General features: G+C 47.2%; 17 protein-coding genes. 5 read left to right on the forward strand and 12 right to left on the reverse strand.

The annotated features are described in order from the left end of the window. Positions 1-16 precede the first annotated feature (16 nt). Entirely contained in the window at positions 17-3331 is a 3315-nt protein-coding gene (locus BC349_RS17810; RefSeq protein ID WP_187258141.1) for a UvrD-helicase domain-containing protein, read from the reverse strand. 74 nt (positions 3332-3405) lie between these two features. Here BC349_RS17810 and dgt point away from each other — a divergent pair, with 74 nt between their 5' ends. After that, positions 3406-4785, forward strand: a complete 1380-nt coding sequence (gene dgt / locus BC349_RS17815; RefSeq protein WP_246457036.1) for a dGTP triphosphohydrolase — start codon at positions 3406-3408, stop codon at positions 4783-4785. Positions 4786-4800: 15 nt separating this feature from the next. Here the strand turns inward: dgt and BC349_RS20050 are convergent, their stop codons facing one another. The 4 genes from BC349_RS20050 to BC349_RS17830 are packed head-to-tail and all read right to left on the reverse strand — an operon-like array spanning position 4801 to position 6626. After that, complete coding sequence (locus BC349_RS20050) at positions 4801-5439, reverse strand: serine hydrolase (protein ID WP_343063790.1); 639 nt, start codon at positions 5437-5439, stop codon at positions 4801-4803. After that, positions 5423-5731, reverse strand: a complete 309-nt coding sequence (locus tag BC349_RS20055) for a serine hydrolase (RefSeq protein ID WP_246457040.1) — start codon at positions 5729-5731, stop codon at positions 5423-5425. Before BC349_RS20055 ends, BC349_RS20050 begins: the two co-directional genes overlap by 17 nt. A gap of 24 nt (positions 5732-5755) precedes the next feature. Beyond that, entirely contained in the window at positions 5756-6325 is a 570-nt protein-coding gene (gene nadD, locus BC349_RS17825; protein WP_187258142.1) for a nicotinate (nicotinamide) nucleotide adenylyltransferase, read from the reverse strand. Positions 6326-6368: 43 nt separating this feature from the next. Continuing rightward, the gene (locus BC349_RS17830) at positions 6369-6626 is read right to left on the reverse strand and encodes a FeoA family protein (RefSeq protein ID WP_246457042.1); all 258 of its coding nucleotides are present in this window, start codon (positions 6624-6626) and stop codon (positions 6369-6371) included. 25 nt (positions 6627-6651) lie between these two features. On the opposite strand from BC349_RS17830, the gene ybeY reads away from it, so the two are divergent. Next, positions 6652-7089 carry an rRNA maturation RNase YbeY gene (gene ybeY, locus BC349_RS17835; RefSeq protein ID WP_246457044.1) on the forward strand — a complete coding sequence of 146 codons (438 nt, stop codon included), beginning with the start codon at positions 6652-6654 and terminating at the stop codon, positions 7087-7089. A gap of 620 nt (positions 7090-7709) precedes the next feature. Next, complete coding sequence (gene mnmG / locus BC349_RS17840) at positions 7710-9578, forward strand: tRNA uridine-5-carboxymethylaminomethyl(34) synthesis enzyme MnmG (RefSeq protein ID WP_187258143.1); 1869 nt, start codon at positions 7710-7712, stop codon at positions 9576-9578. A gap of 57 nt (positions 9579-9635) precedes the next feature. On the opposite strand, the gene BC349_RS17845 is transcribed toward mnmG, so the two are convergent. Together BC349_RS17845 and nadA are read right to left on the reverse strand one after the other, a co-directional pair. Next, on the reverse strand, positions 9636-10772 hold the full coding sequence (locus BC349_RS17845) for a DEAD/DEAH box helicase (RefSeq protein WP_187258144.1): 1137 nt from the start codon (positions 10770-10772) through the stop codon (positions 9636-9638). A gap of 169 nt (positions 10773-10941) precedes the next feature. After that, positions 10942-11958 (reverse strand): quinolinate synthase NadA, encoded by a 1017-nt coding sequence (gene nadA / locus BC349_RS17850; RefSeq protein ID WP_187258145.1) that lies wholly within the window; start codon positions 11956-11958, stop codon positions 10942-10944. A gap of 669 nt (positions 11959-12627) precedes the next feature. On the opposite strand from nadA, the gene BC349_RS17855 reads away from it, so the two are divergent. Next, positions 12628-14742, forward strand: a complete 2115-nt coding sequence (locus BC349_RS17855) for a peptidylprolyl isomerase (protein ID WP_187258146.1) — start codon at positions 12628-12630, stop codon at positions 14740-14742. 173 nt (positions 14743-14915) lie between these two features. Next, the gene (locus tag BC349_RS17860; RefSeq protein WP_187258147.1) at positions 14916-15422 is read left to right on the forward strand and encodes a DUF2480 family protein; all 507 of its coding nucleotides are present in this window, start codon (positions 14916-14918) and stop codon (positions 15420-15422) included. Between the two features lie 114 nt (positions 15423-15536). Here the strand turns inward: BC349_RS17860 and aqpZ are convergent, their stop codons facing one another. The 5 genes from aqpZ to dnaN form a co-directional block, all read right to left on the reverse strand. Next, positions 15537-16229: an aquaporin Z gene (gene aqpZ / locus BC349_RS17865; RefSeq protein WP_187258148.1), complete on the reverse strand. Its 693-nt coding sequence runs from the start codon at positions 16227-16229 to the stop codon at positions 15537-15539. A 143-nt stretch (positions 16230-16372) separates the two neighbouring features. After that, on the reverse strand, positions 16373-17098 hold the full coding sequence (kdsB, locus tag BC349_RS17870) for a 3-deoxy-manno-octulosonate cytidylyltransferase (RefSeq protein ID WP_246457046.1): 726 nt from the start codon (positions 17096-17098) through the stop codon (positions 16373-16375). Positions 17099-17131: 33 nt separating this feature from the next. Next, on the reverse strand, positions 17132-17950 hold the full coding sequence (locus BC349_RS17875) for a sterol desaturase family protein (RefSeq protein WP_187258149.1): 819 nt from the start codon (positions 17948-17950) through the stop codon (positions 17132-17134). Positions 17951-18062: 112 nt separating this feature from the next. After that, positions 18063-18464 carry a hypothetical protein gene (locus BC349_RS17880; protein ID WP_187258150.1) on the reverse strand — a complete coding sequence of 134 codons (402 nt, stop codon included), beginning with the start codon at positions 18462-18464 and terminating at the stop codon, positions 18063-18065. Positions 18465-18497: 33 nt separating this feature from the next. Then, positions 18498-19613, reverse strand: coding sequence for a DNA polymerase III subunit beta (gene dnaN / locus BC349_RS17885; RefSeq protein WP_187258151.1), 1116 nt, complete (start codon positions 19611-19613; stop codon positions 18498-18500). Positions 19614-19751 lie beyond the last annotated feature (138 nt).

Genomic DNA, 19751 nt, shown 5'->3' on the forward strand with positions numbered 1-19751 from the left:
TTGATATCGTTGATCATTAACCGAATAAATCCCCTTGTTTGGAAGCCAGTTGTGCCAGTGGTACCAGCGAATGATTGTATCCGTAATACACGAATGACCTCACAGCGGGGTAACCCATCTGTACCAGCAGGTCCTGGTACTGTTGCAATTGTTTACCATGCGAAACGGATGCTTCCTGTGTGAATTTAAAATCAAGCAGGATGGTTTCGTCATCTGCCATTAACACTTTATCGGGTCTTCTGACCGAACCACCGGGAAGCAGGATGGACTTTTCATTTACGGCTTTATAGTCTGCCCCAAACCATGCAGACAGTTGTTCATGCTGCAAAGCCCTGCTCACACTATCTTTCACTGTCTCGAGGTGCTGGTGGGTTATTTGTCCTTCCAATTGCATTTTCGCCAGTTCCTGGTCCAGTTCCGTTATGTTTTTGATCCTTGATAGAAGCAGGTGCGCCAGCTGGCCGACCTTCTGCTGGTCGTTCTCTGCCAGTCGTAATATCAGTTCACCCCCGGACGGTTCGCGCAAATCCTTCAGTAATGCTGCGTTGGTCAGTTGGGTACTGATCTTAAGCAGGTCCTTGTTTTTATTTCCGGATTCACCACCCTGCACCGCCCCATCCACCAGGAGGACCCCCGATTCGAATACAGCGGAAAAATCGGTTATACCTGAGGGTAAGTCAACCGGAGTTTGTTTCACTGCCTGGTAAATAAGGTCGCCGATGGTTGACATACCATTATCGGCATCTTTCTTTTCCGCGGGCTGCGGTGCGAGCAGGTACATGGCCTGACGGGTACGGGTAAGTGCTACATACAGCATATTCAATGCATCCATGCGGCTCATCAGCTGTTCCTCAAAATAATCATAGGCAAATCCTGTATGGGCAAGGTTTTTATTCAGTTCCACAGGAACAACTTCAATGCCCGATTCATCTGGTTCCCAGTTGCACCAGATCATGCCTTTGTCACTCACCAGTTTCCAGTCGGCATATGGGATGATCACCACATCGAAGGCCAGGCCTTTCGATTTATGGATGGTCATTACCTGGATGGCATTATCGGCGGAGGAAAGGGGCAGGGCTTTCTGGCTGCCTTCTTCCGTCCACCATTGGAGAAACTCCCGGATATCTGGTTTGCCCTTTGAACTGAAGTTGTTCACCAGGTCGCGGAATGCCAGCGTATATGCCTGCTCGTTAATATACTCATCCAGTGAAAAGATAGTGATCAGTTCTTCCACGCATTCATACAAAGCAGTTTGAAGGAGGTATTTTTTCCTGGTGCGGAAGGCTTCAGGCAATTGTGAAAGCGCGTGGGTGGCCGAGTTGCGGTACCAGTCGGGTTTGTTGATATCCAGTCCGAGCCTGATGGCATTGGCCTGAACCAGTTCCGCCCTCGACAGTTCATCCTTTTCATTGATGAGGTAACGCAGGGCCGCTATCAGCAACTGTATGGCGGGGGAAGCATTGATCAGCAGGGCATCCGTGGAAAGCAGACCATAACGCGTGCGGGCATCCGGACGCTGCTGGTGTTGCAGCAGGAGGCTGATCAGTTTACGGGCATCACTGTTATTACGTGTCAGCAGGGTGATCTGTTCGGGCTGGAATTTTTTATCACAGATCAGCTGGTCTATCAGATCGCACAACCAGGCTTCGGCTGCTGGTTTCCAGGATGATGATTTTTGCGAGTCTTCTTTGGGGAAGAAGCGGAAGTCTACGATGCCCCCGGGCTTACAGGAAGCAGGCATTTGTTGTGATGCATCTGCATAGGCTTTCCGGATAATATCAAAATAATCGTTGCCATGAAGCCTGGCCAGGATGGCGGCATCTTCCACCGTTCCCATCTCTGCGTTGAAATGATCCTGCAGCAATTCGGGGGCCCGGTGAAAAAGATAATTATTGAACTGGATGATGTTGGCGCGACTGCGGTAGTTTTCCTGCAGGCTGTCTTCTTTGACATTATGCGTACCAATATCGGCTTTTACCTGTTGCTGGAGAAGCCGCCAGTCACCATTCCTCCAGCGGTAAATAGACTGTTTTACATCGCCCACCACCAGGCTGAACTGTCCGGTTGAAACGGATTGTTCAACCATTGGCCGGAAATTATCCCACTGAAAAGTACTGGTGTCCTGAAATTCATCGAGCAGAAAGTGCTGGTAGCGGTTGCCTATCTTTTCATAGATAAAAGGTGCATCGTTGTCTTTCACCAGTTCGCGCAGCAACTGCTGGGTGTCGGAAATCAGCAGCACATTGTTATCGCGGCGGTAACCGGCCAGCTGTTCCGCGAGTATGCGCAGAAGGCTCAGGTTATTAAGTTTCTGCAAAACCGCACGGGCCGTCTGGTACTCCGTATTTTTTTCGCGGTAGAGGTCCACGCATTTATTCAGCAGTTCGTTGATGCGTGGGTAAATATCCTTCACTTTTGATTTGGTGTCTGCATCGGCTTTGGTGGATGTCCATTTGTCGGGGTTATCCAGTGCCGCCAGCACACGTGCTCCCGGAGCAAAATTCTTATCGCGGATTTTATTGAAATAATTAATGAAACCTCCCTTACCATGGGAAAAGTCATCCTGCTGCAAACCACTTTGCTGAAGAATATTATTGGCCTCCTCAGCCCATGCCAGCATTGGTTTTTCCAGTTCAGCTGCCTGGTCCTGCAATTTCTTTTTCAGCACCTGGAAGGCCGTGGTTGGATTATCCAGGTTGCGCATATTGTTCTCAAAGCGCGCAAACCTTTCCTGGAAGATCTCCCCGGAGAATTTCAGCAGTTCATCCCTGAAGTCCCAGCTCTGTCCGGTTTCAATCCTTTCCAAAGCAATGGACTTGATCCATTCGAGCAGTTCATCATTTGTCTGGAGCAGTTCAAACAAACGGTCGGTCAGTTCCTGTTTAACGATATCCTGGTTGAGCTGCAGTTCATACCCCGCATCCAGTCCTATCTCATAGGCAAAGGAGCGGATGACCTGCTGTACAAAACTATCAATGGTACTGACAGAAAATTTCGCATAGTCATGCAGGATAGTCCGGTAAATGGTATCTGCCTGCGTGGCCAGCCTGTTTCCATCCTTCAGAGCCGGGAACCTGTCTTCAATGATCTCTCCGTAATCGGTCTTTTCACCTTTTGCCAGTCGAAGCAATTCACCGAGTATGCGGTGTTTCATTTCCTCCGTAGCCTTATTGGTAAAGGTAACGGCCAGAATCTCGCGGTATTTCTGCGGCGATTCAAATAAAAGGCAGAGGTATTCGGACGCCAGTAAAAAGGTCTTACCGGAACCAGCCGAAGCGCGGTAAATATGCAGCGGGGGAGAATAGGTAAGGTGATTCATAATCTCCTTCAAACTTATTGATTAAATACCCTTGGCGAATGGATCGGGGATATTATTTTGAAGATGCGGAGGACTAACTTTGCAACATGATGCACTGGAACAATTGCTTTTCACATGGAAGGTTCGGACAGGGTTATATATCTGCCCAGCCGCGCACGCCTTATGAGCGCGATTTCGATCGCCTGATTTTTTCAGCAGCCTTCAGGAGGCTGCAGGACAAGACCCAGGTATTTCCCTTACCCGGACCGATCCTGGTGCACAACCGCCTGACCCATTCGCTGGAGGTAGCCAGTGTGGGACGCAGCCTGGGAAAACTGGTGGGAGAGAAGCTGGTGGAAGTATTGGGAACGGAATTGAATGAGGCGGGAAAGCATTTCTATACGGCCGACTTATCCAGTGTGGTGGCAGCAGCCTGCCTGGCGCACGATATCGGCAACCCTTCCTTCGGGCATTCGGGTGAAGCGGCCATTTCTGCCTATTTTATCCAGAATGGTGGCAGCCTGTTAGATGGCCAGCCCCTGCAGCAACATTTTTCGGCGGCCGAATGGCAGGATATCACCCATTTTGAAGGCAACGCCAATGCTTTCCGGATCCTGACCCATCCCTATGCCAACCGGCAGAAAGGCGGTTACCAGCTAACCTATACCACCCTGGCCTCCATTGCCAAATATCCCTGCGAATCGCTGGCCACTGATCCGAAGCTGCTTCACTGCAAGAAATATGGCTTTTTCCAGACGGAAAAGGAAAGTTTTATGGAAGTGGCGCAGGTATTGGGTATGCAGCCACAATCCCTGGAGCCACTGGTTTACCACCGGCATCCCTTTGTATTCCTGGTGGAAGCGGCAGATGATATCTGTTACCGGGTGATTGACTGGGAGGATGCCCACCGACTGGGAATTATTGACAGCGATACTGCCATCGGGATGTTCCTGGAATTACTCGGAAGTTCTGCAAGGGAAAACAAGGAACGGATACATTCCACGCTGAAAGAACTGGAGGGCGATACCCGCGAACAACTGGCCTATCTGCGCGCCAAGTGCATCAATTTCCTGGCGCTGAGCTGTGTGGAAGTATTCATCAGCAACCGGAACGAAATACTAACAGGAATGTATAACCGATCATTAATTGATGGGATTGAACCTGCATCCCTGGCGGCTTTGGAAGCCATCAACAAGGTGACGGTCAAAAAGATCTACAACCATGAAACTGTGGTGAAGATTGAGCTGGCCGGATATGAAGTGATGAGTGCCCTGCTGCAATCCTTTATTCCGGCTGTATTGCACCAGTCGCCATCGCACCGCGAGAAAAAGGTGCTGAAACTGTTACCGGCACAGTTCGGTACGGATGATGGCAGTCCATATGATAAAGCGCTGTCGGTGATCGATTTTATTTCCGGCATGACAGATTCCTATGCAATGGAATTATATAAGAATTTGCGGGGTATATCATTACCCACTCACACATAATATAATATTTACATATCAATCATTCCGCTTTTCTTCCGGATTGCCTTTCAGGTCCAAAACCGGTTTCCAGGTGGAGCGGGGTTCAAAATGGTTCCACAGCAGGCGCGATAATTTGCGGGAAAGGACCCAGCCTTCATTGCCGCTGTTCCAGCTGGTATCTTTCTGGTTTTTAGTGATGACGGATACTATATAGGGACCATTGGGAGCCATAACCAGCATGGTTTCACTTCTGGAAGCATCGACTGCGCCATTTTTTGACGCAACAAAAATTTCAGGTGGAATTTGTGACAAAGCTTCTTCATTCCAGTAGTTGCGACCCATCAGCCGGAGCATCAGTTCATCCTGGCTTTTTCCCAGCAAACGCCGGTGGTATAAGCGTTCCATGATGGCAACCATTTCTCTTGGTGTGGTTTGTCCCCAGCCGTAAAGCTTCCAGTTTTCCTGCCTGCCCGCTGTGCGTGAATTAACCCGGGTGGAGATAAATCCAAGGCTGTCCAGCAGCTCGTTGATCCTGGTTCCTGTACCTGCCAGCAGTTGCAGCCACAAACTGGCGGTATTATCACTGGTGGTCATCATCAGCATTATAACCTTGGCCAGTTGGATATTGGCGGAATCCCTGAATGATCCGAGTAAATCCTCACCTGGATAAAGCAGGGAATCGCGGTATTACAGGTTCTGGTGGTATTGCAGTTCGCCTTTTGATATCTTTATCCATGATACCGATGAGAATCGGGATTTTAACCATGGATGCGGTGGGAAAGAGGGTATCTGCCTGAACTGAGGCTGTTTTTCCGGAGGGCAGGTGTTTAATATAAATTCCGGCGACTCCCCCGAAGCCCTGCACCAGTGCTTCCACCTGTTTTTGCAGTTTACGGTCTGTTTTCTGGGCAGGCAGGGACTGGCAAAGGATGAGTGCAAGGACCAGGGCAATGAAAATCCGGTACATAATTGATTAAGTGTGGATGAAAACTTAGCGGTAATACCCGTTTTTCTCAATTTCAAGGCGTACCCCATCGGGCACCAGGAAATGAATGTCTTTTCCTTCCCGAACCAGTTTCCGGATTTCTGTGGCGGAGATGTCCAGCATCGGTGCTTTTACCACCTGGATCCGGGCCGGTAGTTTGGTACTGATATCAAAACCCGGGCGGGGATAAACATAAAAATCATGGCTGGTTACCAGTTTGTCCGCATTCTTCCATTTATGAAGGTTTTGCAGTCCATCGCTGCCCATGATCACGGCAAACTCGTGCTGGGGAAATTTTTCCTCCAGGTAGGTTAGGGTATCGATGGTATAGGAAGGGCGGGGGAGGTGGAATTCTATATCACTGGCTTTTAAGCAGCTAACTCCTTCAATGGCTGTCTTCACCAGGTGCAGGCGGTGGTACTCGTTGAGCAGGGCCGCAGCCGGTTTGAAAGGGTTTTGAGGCGAAACCACCAGCCACACCTGCTGAAGGTCTGTATGCGTAGCCATGTGGTGGGCGATGATACAGTGACCGGTATGAATGGGATTAAAGGAGCCGAAATAGAGTCCGATTTTCATGCCGCCAATTTAGCTTACCTGTCTGAAGACACAAAAAAAGAGGTCAGGAGACCTCTTCTACAAAAATATTACGGGCTTCATCCAGCCTAAGGCTCAGGTTATAGCCCGATACCGATATCGCGATGGGATCACCAAGCGGGGCTTTCTGTTCCACCCTTACCTTTTCACCGGGAACACATCCCATTTCCATTAGCTTCAGGAAAATATCATTGTTCTCAAAGCTCTTGATCACAACCGTGTGCCCAACCCCTATATCTGATAAACGTTTCATCATAACTGCTTCAAAACTATGCTCCGCCATTGAAATTGTTTTACGAATTTTGGAAATGATGAGCAAAGCTACCGATAATATTCAGTTCCATTACCTGCTGAAAGGATTCAGCTTCCAGAACCGGAACCAGTGTAAATCCTTTATCCAACAGCTCTTTAAAAAGGAAAAGAAAGCCCTGGACTCACTTAATTTTATCTTCTGCAGCGATGAATACCTGCTTGAGATCAACCGTAACTACCTGAACCACGATTATTATACTGATATCATCACGTTCGACCTTTCAGAACCCGGACAAGCCACCACAGGGGAAATCTATATCAGTATTGACCGGGTAAGGGACAATGCCAATAACCACGAGGAAAGCTTTACCCGCGAATTGCACCGGGTGATCTTCCACGGTGCGCTTCACCTCTGCGGTTATGGTGATAAAACACAGGAAGAGGAGATTCTCATGAGGAAAATGGAGAACAAATACCTGGACATGTATTTTTAATGTTCCACGTGGAACAAAGGAAATCCACAGGGTTAAAAGATCCCTGAAATTCGTTGTCTGGGTAGCATGGAATAGGCATGCGTGTAAAACAGGGAAAGATCAGCCGGGCTATTGTAGGAACCAATTATGATTGCAGAAAAAAGTATTTCCCGCCTATTAGCACAGTATCATCTCACCACAATAGCTTAAAACAGCCATACTGTCTGGCTACAACTTAAGGATATATTCCTCAATACCCCTCAGCCCATCCTTTACAAAAACCTGTCCCTATAAGATCCAAGCATATTCTCCCATAGGCTCCATAAATTCAGGATTCCAAATTGAACCTCCAGCATAAGAGCCAACAGACTATTCGGCATGTTCATTATTAAGGAATAAAAGCTAAGTGCTGGCAGTAAAAGGTGCAGGATAAGTATATTCAGTTTTGGTATCATCCCAGAGGAAAATAGTGGTTCTAATATCTCTCATTCAACATGACTCCTTTCTCACCCTCCTGTTGCTTACTGGTTCTTATTCCTGGACTTAAGCTATGTAAAACCAGGCTACAGAAAAACCATCTGTTCCACGTGGAACATTCAGTCTCCCCAACAACCTGTACTTTTGTACACTAAATCTTTTGAATGTTTCCAGTTTATGATGTTATAGTGGTTGGGGCAGGACATGCGGGTTGTGAGGCAGCAGCAGCTGCAGCTAATATGGGTAGCAAGGTCTTGTTGGTGACCATGAATATGCAAACCATCGCCCAGATGAGTTGTAACCCGGCAATGGGTGGTATAGCAAAGGGACAGATTGTTAGAGAGATTGATGCCCTCGGGGGTTATTCTGGCATTGTGACCGATAAAAGTATGATCCAATTCCGGATGTTGAACCTTTCAAAGGGACCTGCCATGTGGAGTCCGCGTGCACAAAGTGATCGCATGCTTTTTGCAAGTACCTGGCGGGAAATGCTGGAACAAACTCCCAATGTGGATTTTTACCAGGATATGGTAAAGGGTTTGATTATTAAGGATGGCAGGGCAAGGGGTGTTGTTACGGGACTTGGACACGAGATCAGTGCCAGGGCGGTGGTGGTTACAAGTGGGACTTTCCTGAACGGTATCATTCATATTGGTGAAAAAACATTCGGTGGTGGCAGGGTAGCAGAGAAAGCTGCGACAGGTATTACAGAGCAACTGGTTTCCCTTGGCTTTGAGGCGGATCGTCTGAAAACCGGTACCCCACCCAGAATAGACGGAAGAAGCCTGGATTATTCCAAAATGGAAGAGCAACCCGGTGATGAAACCATTGTGGGTTTCAGTTATATGGGTATAGAAACCATACGGCCGGAACAGCAAAGGAGTTGCCATATTACCTATACCAATTCGGCCACCCATGAATTACTGAAAACAGGATTCGACCGTAGTCCTATGTACACGGGAAGGATCGAAGGTGTTGGTCCCCGTTATTGCCCCAGTATCGAGGATAAGATCAATCGCTTTGCCGACAGGGAACGCCACCAGATTTTCGTAGAACCCGAAGGATGGAATACAGTGGAGATCTATGTTAACGGATTTTCAACTTCCCTGCCGGAGGATGTTCAATACAAGGCACTGGTTTCAATACCCGGGTTCGAGAACGCCAAAATGTTCCGTCCGGGTTATGCCATTGAGTACGATTATTTTCCGCCAACACAGTTGACTTATTCTTTGGAAACTAAATTGATACAGAACCTATTTTTTGCGGGACAAATAAACGGAACAACCGGTTATGAGGAAGCAGCCTGCCAGGGTTTAATGGCTGGTATCAATGCGCACCTTAAAGTAAAAGAGTTGGAGCCTTTTATCCTGAAAAGAAGCGATGCCTATATCGGCGTACTGATCGATGACCTGATCAGCAAGGGTACCGAAGAACCCTATCGCATGTTTACCAGCAGGGCGGAATTCAGAACCCTGCTCCGCCAGGATAATGCAGACCTGCGCCTGACAGAAAAAAGTTATCAGATAGGGCTGGCTAAACAGGACAGACTGGAAAAAGTACTGGCCAAAAAAGAAGGAACAGAAATAGTAAAAAAACTGTTACAGGAACTCTCGCTTGAACCAGGCCCAACCAATGGATTCCTGGAATCAAAAAATTCAGCGCCTATCCTGCAAAAACAAAAAGCTGCCCAGATACTACTGCGCCCCAATATAAACCTGAAGGATATGAGCGCTGGTATTCCCGGATTCGCAGCAGCACTTTCACCCTTCACCACAGAAATACTCGAGCAGGCAGAAGTACAACTGAAATACGACGTATATATAGAAAAGGAAAAAGACCTGGTGGAAAGAATGAACCAGATGGAAACCCTGGAAATCCCGACTAGCTTTGACTATACAAAAGTTGCCGCAATCAGTAATGAAGCAAGGGAAAAATTAAAAAGAATTCAACCCCGTACATTGGGCCAGGCCAGCAGGATCAGCGGCATCAATCCCAGTGATGTACAGATCTTAATGGTGTATATGGGCAGATAAAAAAAAGGCTAACATATTTTAAATATTTAAAATATCTTAGCCTTTAGATTTTATTAATTATGCCAGGCTCTTTTCAGAACGGCTGACAGGAATTTTCTTTCCAATCAATTTTTCAATGTCACGGATGTACGCCCTTTCCTCCCTGTCACAAAAAGAAATCGCGGTACCATCGGCACCGGCACGTCCCGTTCTACCGATCCTGTGCACATAGGTTTCAGCCACATTGGGAATTTCAAAATTGATCACCCATGCAAGGGAATCAATATCAATACCGCGTGCAGCAATATCTGTAGCCACCAGTACCCTGATTTTTCCAACCTTAAAATTGTTCAATGCCTGCTGCCTGGCACCCTGTGATTTATCACCGTGAATAGCTGCAGCACTGATACCAGCTTTCAGGAGAAACTTGGCAACCTTATCCGCGCCGTATTTAGTCCGGGTAAACACCAGCACCGTATCTATCCTGCCATTATTCAACATATCAAGGAGCAGGAATTTCTTTTCATCCTTATCCACGAAATACAATTCCTGGTGAATCAACTCAGCTGTTGAAGACACAGGAGTAACCGCTATGCTGACAGGATGTTTAAGGATTGTATCTGCCAGCTGGCGGATCTCATCCGGCATGGTGGCAGAGAAAAACAGTGATTGTCTTTCTTTAGGAATCAATTTCAGGATCCGCTTTACATCATGCACAAAACCCATGTCCAGCATACGATCCGCTTCATCCAGGATGAAATAACGCAGATCATTAAACGAAAGTAATCCCTGACCCACAAGGTCAAGCAATCTTCCGGGAGTGGCTATCAGGATATCAACACCTTTTTCCAGTGCCTGTACCTGGGGAACCTGGGATACTCCACCAAAAATGCAAAGACTCCTGAAACCAAGGTACTTACCATAATCCCGGAAACTTTCTTCCACCTGGATCGCCAGTTCCCTCGTTGGCGTCAGTACGAGAACCTGGATACCCCTGAACCTTTTTACTTTGGCAAGATCCTCCTGCAAAAGCTGTAAAACCGGAATAGCAAATCCCGCTGTTTTGCCTGTACCAGTCTGGGCACAAGCCAATAAATCTTTTCTGTGTAAAACAACAGGAATAGCTTTTTCCTGGATGGGTGTTGGATTAGTATAACCAACATCGGCAAGAGCCCTCAATACGGGTTCTGTTACCGCTAATTGCGAAAAATTCAATACAAAAAAATTAAAATGATAAAAACGGTAAGGCTAACATTTGAGGATGTTACTTTACCCGCCTTACAAACGAACCAACCAAAACGAACCGATACTTCGGACCAGCAGGAGCGATGTCAAGAACGGCGAAGCTAACTTAAATTACCCACACCATTTGTTAATTCCTTCATTAACCCACCAGTCCTGCAGCCCTGCTGATCTCCAGCATTCTGTCAATAGGCTTTTTGGCTGCAAGTCTCAGGTTCTCGTCCATCAGTATCTCCGGTTTTTCATATTTCATGCAGAGATAAAGCTTTTCCAGTGTATTGAGTTTCATGTGTGGACAATCATTACAGGCGCAACTGTTGTCCGGGGGAGCGGGAATGAAAGTTTTTTCCGGACTGGCTTTTTGCATCTGGTGTAAAATGCCCGTTTCCGTCGCAACAATGTACTCATTTGCATTATCCTGCTGGGTATACTTAAGCAGCTGTGTGGTGCTCCCTATGAAGTCCGCAATGCGCAACAATGGGTCTTCGCACTCGGGGTGTGCAATCAATTTTGCATTGGGGTGCCGAACCTTCAGCCTGGTGATCTTCTCCAGGCTGAAAATTTCATGAACCATGCAGGCCCCATTCCATAGGACCATGTTACGACCGGTCTTCTTATTCAGGAACGCACCCAGATTCTTATCCGGAGCAAAGATGATGGGTTGATCCACCGGTACACTTTCAATAATCTTTTCCGCATTACCGCTGGTGCAGATGATATCACTCAGTGCCTTGATCTCTGCGCTGCAGTTGATATAGGAAATGACGATATGATCCGGATGCTGCTTTTTAAAAGCGCTGAAAAGATCAGCTGGTGCAGAATCAGCCAGGGAACATCCTGCCTTAAGATCAGGCAACAATACTTTTTTGGTTGGATTTAAAATTTTGGCGGTTTCTGCCATAAAATGAACGCCGGCAAAAACAATCATATCGGCAGTGGTCTTTTCGGCCTGCTGTGCCAGACCGAGGCTGTCGCCAATATAATCAGCCACATCCTGGATATCGGGCTCCTGGTAATAGTGCGCCAGGATGATGGCATTTTTTTCTTTTTTCAATCTTTCGATCTCCTGGAAAATATCCAGGGCCGGATCAATTTCAATATCAAGATATCCTACCCGTTCTATATTATTCCATGCTGATTCCATGTTGATAACTGGCATAGTAAATACTATTAATTATATTTTTTAAAATAAACCTATTATTATTATGGCTGTGGATATGGGGAAAACTAATTTTCCCGGACTTGCTGGTGTCAAAATTAGCTGCTTATCCACAGTAATCCACAAAAATCCAACAATAAAGAAAGCACTACTATACTACATTACATGTCTTTATCAACAACTGTGGACTACATAAATGCTGTAAAACAATTTTGGCCTGCTGATGTGAAAAGCGATCTAATAAACCCGGGGTTATCAACCCCTTCCGGCAGCCACCTACCCCTGGCTGTAAATTTTCCGGAAATTCTCCCCTGAATCCAACTTACCAAACCCCGGTTTTTCCACCATAAAACCGGAATATTAACAAATGACTGTGTATACATGTTTCACATCACTTAAAATCACTGTGAATAACCCATGGAATAGCAGTGAAGGCAACTATATTATCAGTATTTATATGTTTCTATACGTGGAACAATATAAATTTGTTATATAAATAATATATATAATTTGATATTCAGGTCTGGTAAGGCTATTTAGGGGTAATTCCCTGAAATGCTGATTTGAAGCCAATTTCAGCCATTTTCCACAATTTGTTCATATGGTGAATTTCGTTATTTTCGCTCCTCATTTTTTGACAACCGTATAATATAATAATTAAGAAAAACCATGTCGATCATTCAGAACATCAGGGACAAGGCTGCGTGGCTGGTATTTATTGTCATTGCGCTGAGCTTATTGGGCTTCCTGTTAATGGACGCTTTTGTTGGAGGCCGCGGCCGCGGCGGACTGTTTGGTGGGAACAATACCACGATCGGTTCTGTGAACGGTGAAAAAATTGATTATGTGGATTTCCAGAAAAGGGTACAGATGGTGGAGGACCAGTACCAGCAGCAGGGATATCCGATGAATGAAATGATGCGCCAGAATGTACAGGAGCAGGTATGGAACCAGGTCATCGAAGAGAATGTCCTGGAAGAAGAATATGAGAAACTAGGCTTGACTGTTACGCCAAAGGAACTGGAAGATATTCTTTTCGGTGCAAACCCTCCGCAGGACCTCCGTCAGCAGTTTACCAATGAGCAGGGTGTATATGATGTGAATGCTGCCAAAGCTGCAATCGCAGAACTCCGTAAGCAGAAGGACAATCCCATGGCAAAAAATTTCAGCGACAATTATTTGCCGGCATTAATGGATGCGCGCAAACGTGAAAAGTATGCATCACTTCTTGGCAATACTTTTTATGTTCCAAAGTGGATGGCTGAGAAAATGATTTCCGATAACAGCCAGCTTGCTTCCATGAGTTTTGTTGCTGTGCCATATAATACTGTGAGTGACAGTGCGGCCGAGGTTAAGGTAACGGATGCTGATATCACTGATTTCATCAACAAACATAAAGAAGAATTCAAGCAGGAAGCCAGCAGGAGCATTACCTATGTTTCTTTCAGTGCTGCCCCTACTGCTGCCGATTCATCTGCGGTTAAAACCGGCCTGGAAAACCTGCGGACAGAATTTGCAACGGCTGCTGATCCTGCTGCGTTCCTTGTAAGGAATAACAGCGACCTGCCATATTTTGATGGTTTTGTTTTAAAATCAAAGCTGCAGGTTCCCAATGCAGATACCATTCGTTCGATGGCCGACGGATCTGTGTTTGGTCCCTACCTTGATGGTGGCAGTTATGTGGTGGCAAAAATGATTGGCAAGCGCAACCTGCCGGACAGTGTTAAATGCCGCCACATTCTGGTAAGCAGCCAAACCAATACCGACAGTGTTGCCAAGGCAAGGATTGATTCAATTGAAACTGCTATTCGCGGCGGTGCTGATTTTGCGGCACTGGCTGCCAAATACAGTGAGGATCCCGGTAGTAAGGATAAAGGGGGAGAATACGATTTTGCTTCACAGCAATTTGGTTCTCTCGCTAAGGAATTTGCTGAAGTAATTTTCTATGGCGTTACGGGAGATAAAAAAGTGGTGAAGACAAGTTTCGGATACCATTATATAGAGGTGTTGAACCAGAAGAATTTTGAACCTGCTTATAAGATTGCATACCTCAGCCGTCCGATTGTTCCAAGTGTTGAAACGGAGAATGTGGCATCGGGTGCAGCCAATCAATTTGCTGGTGAAAGCCGCAATGCAAAAGCCTTCGATGAAAATGCCACTAAAAAAACACTGACCAAACTGATTGCCCAGGATATCAAACCAAACGATATCATGATTGCAGGACTCGGTTCCAGTCGCCAGTTGGTTCGTTGGATCAACGAAGCAAAACCCGGCGATGTATCTGAACCATTTAATATCGATGATAAATATGTGGTGGCCATGCTCACCGAGATCAATAAGGAAGGAGTGATGAGTGCTGCGAAGGCTCGTCCGCAGGTTGAATTCCTGATTCGCAACAATAAAAAAGCGGAAGTTATCAGCAAAAAAATCGGCGCCAGCAATTCCCTGGAAGCGATTGCAACTGCCACCCAGCAGGCTGTACTGCGTTCTGACAGTGTCCGTTTTGCGTCTCCCTTTATTCCGAATGTTGGTCAGGAGCCAAAGGTTATCGGAGCTGCTTTCAACAAGGCAAACCAGTCGAAAATTTCCGCACCCATCACCGGCAATGCCGCTGTATTCGTGATCAAAACGGAAAATATTTCGGCCATGCCTGATGGCGGAATCAATGCGGAGACCCAGCGTAATGCCATGATGCAGCAAATGCGTCAGTCGGCAGGTTTCCGTGCGATGGACGCCCTGCGCAAAGCAGCCAATGTGAAAGACGATCGCGCAAAAATATTGTAGGGATATAGGTGTCTGACGTTTAGTATTACTGAATTCACCAGACACAAACGTCAGACACCTTTCCCCCACAAACATCACACACCTGAAATACTCTATAATCAGCGGGCCAAACGGCCCGCTTTTTTTTGTCATAACTTTATAGCCGCAATAATTGTTAGCATAAAAAACATCCCATGTCAGATCTGATCGTGAATAAGGTTGCCGATAGCGGATTGATAAGCCTCGACCTGGAAAATTATTATCCTAAAGACGTTATTGAAGTATTTGACCTGAAGGATTTTTTATTCATGGGCCTGATTTTGAAAGAAAAAGATTTCAGGGAAGCCATGAAACAACATGACTGGTCACAATACCAGGATAAATATGTGACGGTAACCTGCAGCGCCGATGCGGTGATACCCGTATGGGCCTATATGCTGGTGGCTTCCAACCTGCAACCCTTCACAAGGGATATGTATCTCGGTACAACTGAAGAATTCCACAAACAATTATTCCTGCGCAATCTGCGGCAGATCGATCCCCGGCAATTCACCGACCAGCGAGTGGTGGTAAAGGGATGCGGCGATACACCCATTGGTGAATTTGCCTACCTGGAGATTACCCGACTGCTGCTGCCTGTAGCCAAAACCATTATGTACGGCGAACCCTGCAGTACAGTACCTGTGTTTAAAAAAAGATAGGTGTCTGACATGTTGAAGACGTGGGTTGAAGTCGTCTGACGTTTGGGTGCGTTGAATTCGGTAATTCTAAACGTCAGACGACTTTCCCGTACACAAGCGTCAGACGCCTATGCCTCACTCATCCAGCAACGACCTATAAACGAAACCCGCGATCAGGGCGCCGGCAATGGGGGCTACCCAAAACAACCAGAGCTGGCTTAAAGCCCAGTCGCCCACAAATATTGCCTGGCTGGTGCTGCGTGCCGGATTCACCGACGTATTGGTTACGGGAATGCTAATCAGGTGTATCAGGGCCAATGCCAGTCCGATGGCCAATCCCCCAAATCCGGCACTCGCTCTTTTGGCTGTTGCTCCGAGTATGATCAGTAAAAAGAAAAAGGTCATGGCAATTTCGCAGGCCAGGGCTGCGGTCATGGAGTATTTACCCGGACTGTGGTCACCGTATCCGTTGGCGGCAAATCCGGCGTTCAGACTAAAACCATCCTGTCCGGAGGCAATGAGATAAAGTATTCCTGCCCCGGCCATTCCACCCATGACCTGTGCGATAATATATCCCGGCAGTGAACTGCCGGTGAATTTTCCGGCTGCCCACAATCCCAGCGATACGGCCGGATTCAGGTGAGCTCCGGAAACCGGACCCAGCGCATAGGCAATGGTCACCACAGTAAGGCCAAAGGCGATTGAAACGCCCAACAGCCCTATGCCGACTTCCGGAAAGGCAGCTGCCAGCACGGCACTTCCACATCCGCCCAGCACCAGCCAGGCTGTACCGATAAATTCTGCTAATAATGCTTTACCCTGATTCATTTTGATTGATTTTAGGTTAAAAAATCAGGGCAGGATTATGAAGGCGTTTTTTAGGCGTCTGACGGTTGGGGACTCTGGGAAAGGCGTCTGACGTTTGGATTCACGGTTTTCAGTAATGCTAAACGTCAGACGCCTTCAACATGTCAGACACCTAAAAAAGCTTTCGCTTTCTCAAGATCTTCGGGGGTGTCGATGTTGACACCCATATATTCGGTGACCACCATTTTCAGGGGGATGCCATTTTCGAGGTAACGGAGGCACTCAATTTTTTCAGCAGCCTCAAGTGGGGTCATGGGCCAGTTGGTGAAATTCATCAGGGCTTCTTTCCGGTAGGCATATACGCCGACGTGTTCGTACCAGGTAATGGGAATATCACGGCTGCGCGGATAGGGTATCGGACTGCGGCTGAACAAAAGAGAATTCATGTTCTTGTCTACCACCACCTTCACTACGTTCGGATTTTTTACCGATTCCTCCTCATGCATGGCCTGCATCAGCGAACCCACCTGAACCGCCGCATCCTTAAAGCTATCCAGTAATACAGAAAGCGGACCCTTTTTAACAAAAGGCATGTCACCCTGTACGTTTAAAATAATATCCACATCCATCTCCCTAACGGCCTCGGCTATGCGATCGCTTCCGCTCTCGTGTGGCTGCACACTGCGGTAAACCTTCCCGCCGATGGCGGCAATCTCCTCATGAATGATATCGCTGTCGGTTACCACGCTCACTTCGTCGAACAAACCGGTTTCCAATGTATTCTCAAATGCCCGACGGATAACAGTTTTATCGCCCAGCACCTTCATCAGTTTGCCTGGAAAACGTGTGGCGTCATAACGTGCGGGGATCATTGCAATAGTCTTTCCCATCATCAAGGTTTTAATCAGGCCAAAGTTAGCAGACTAATAATCGGTCCTGATATTTTTATCGAAAGGAATTTTAAACTGGTAACCCAGGTCTTCATCGGTACGTTCATCCAGCACATCCAGTCCGTATTTCAGTGAAGCAACATCATCATAACGGAAGGTTCCGAACAGGCGATCCCACACGGAGAAAATATTGCTGTAATTGGAATCGGTCTGCGGCCTCATATAATGATGATGCACTTTGTGCATATTGGGCGAAACGAATATCCAGCTGATTGGCCGGTCGAGCCAGCGCGGCACCCGGATATTGGCATGATTGAAATGGGTGAACATCGCTGATAAGCCGCGGTACAGAAAATACAACCAGACCGGCGCGCCGATGACCACTATTCCGATGATGGTACTCGCTTCCCGGAACAGCCACTCACCCGGGTGGTGTCTTGTTCCGGTTGTTACATCCACCTTGGTATCGCTGTGGTGCACCATATGGAATTTCCACATGAACTTCACGTGGTGCATGAGCCAGTGGGGAATGTATTGTCCGAACAGGTCCATCAGCAGGAGTCCGGCTATGATATCCACCCAGATGGAAAAATCAAACCAGTTCATCAATCCGATCTGGTAATCGTATACCCAATCGCAAACCAGGATGGTGAAAGCACCAAAGATCAGGTTCAGCACCAGGGTAGTGGCCAGAAAGACCAGGTTAACCCCGGCATGTTTGTAACGTTTAAAGGAAAAACGGAAAAGAGGATAGTATCCCTCCAGCAGCCAGAAAAGAACCATCCCCCCCATCAGGATCAACACGCGGTGTGCGGGAGGAATATTTGCCCAATATTCAATAAATGTATCCATAGACAATCAATGATACCCAATTTAATAAAGGAATCGCGAACCCCGCGAAATCATTCTGCAAACCCCGCCGGTCCCAATCAAGCTGTCCAGTCTCAGCCGACCCCGGTAAAAATTAAACAGGAACCTGGTCAAATTGCCGGCCGCAAGCCGGACAGTGGTAATGGGTTTTCATGGAAACCGTTGCACCCGATATCAAACGGATCTTAAGTGCTTGCCAGAAGCCTTCCGGTTTTTCAATATGGGTCACTTTTTCCAGTCCCACATGTCCGCAACCGCTACAGGCAACGGTCTTCAGGTATTCTTCATCGGCCCTGTCGAGCATTTGCCTTGCCATGTCTGCTTCCGGATCCACCACCATCAGTTTCATGCCGCCGATGGCGGGACTCAGCAGTGGGTCGATGGTAATGGTGTGTTCGTCCTGCAGGTAACAGGAAATACCCTGGTCCTTCAGCAGGTTGAGTTGCAGGTTGGCGAAAATGTAATTGTCGTATGACCGGATTTGCTGGAATTTCATCCGCTATGGTTGTGCTTTCCCCTTCTGACGCAATTACGCGTTCAGCATCAGTGGCATCACCAGCATCAGCAGTTCTTCGTTTTCATCTCCCTCCATGGGTTTAATGATGCCTGCTTTTGTGGGGGTGGATAATTCCATGCGCACTTCATCACTCTCTGCCGCATTCAGCATTTCGATCAGGAAACGAGCGTTGAATGCGATTGCCAGGTCTTCACCATCGTACTGGCATTTCATGCGCTCGTTACCTTCAAAGCTGAAGTCGATATCCTGGGCAGCCAGTTGCAACTCGCTTCCGGAAATATTCAATACCACCTGGTTGGTGCTCTTGTTGGAGAAAACGCTAACCCGGCGCAGGGCACCCTGGAAATCGGATTTGGTCACGATCATCTTGTAAGGATTATCGGCAGGGATCACCACTTTGTAATCAGGGAAGCGTGCGTCGATCAGGCGGCAACTCATCTGGGTATTACCATGGGTAACAAAGAGGTGGTTGCTGTTATAGCTGACAGTGATGGTATCATCGTTATCGGGCATGGCGCTTTTCAGGATGTTGAGCGGCTTTTTCGGAACGATGAAAGAATCAGATTTCGGGCATTTCACATCGGTGCGCTTATAACGAACCAGCCGGTGTGCGTCGGTAGCCACGAACTGGAGGAAGTTCTTATCAAGTTCAAAATACACGCCGGTCATGGCAGGCCGCAGGTCATCGTTGCTCACGGCGAACAGGGTCTTGTTGATACCGGTAACCAGCGCGCTGCTGGTCATATCAAAGGAAGTGGTATCGTCGGCTACCGGCTCCTTGGGGAAATTGTCAGGGTTTTCGCCCATCACCTTGTACTTACCGTTGTCGCTGGTGATCTCAATACCGAAGTTTTTATCGATCGTAAAAGTCAGGGGCTGGTCCGGGATATTTTTCAGGGAGTCGATCAGTATCTTGGCGGGAATACAAACCCGGCCGCTTTCCTTGGCTTCGATATCCATCTGCACCCGCATTACAGTTTCCAGGTCGGTAGCTACCACATTCATTTTGTTTTTATCAATCTCGAAAAGGAAGTCTTCAAGAATGGGTAAAACGGTATTGGCGTTGATTACACCACTGATCTGCTGGAGCTGCTTCAATAATGCCGATGAGCTAACGATGAACTTCATAAAACGGGTCTGTTAATAATGGACGAAACTAAGGAATTTAGGGGATTGCTGATTTATGATTGCTGATTTGTGATTGAAAAATTTGACCAGTATCCCACCCCAGGCCAAATTGGGTTTTTTCCCCACCTTTATTTGCCT

Origin of the sequence: Flavihumibacter stibioxidans, assembly GCF_014332695.1 — a bacterium.
Classification (GTDB): domain Bacteria; phylum Bacteroidota; class Bacteroidia; order Chitinophagales; family Chitinophagaceae; genus Flavihumibacter; species Flavihumibacter stibioxidans.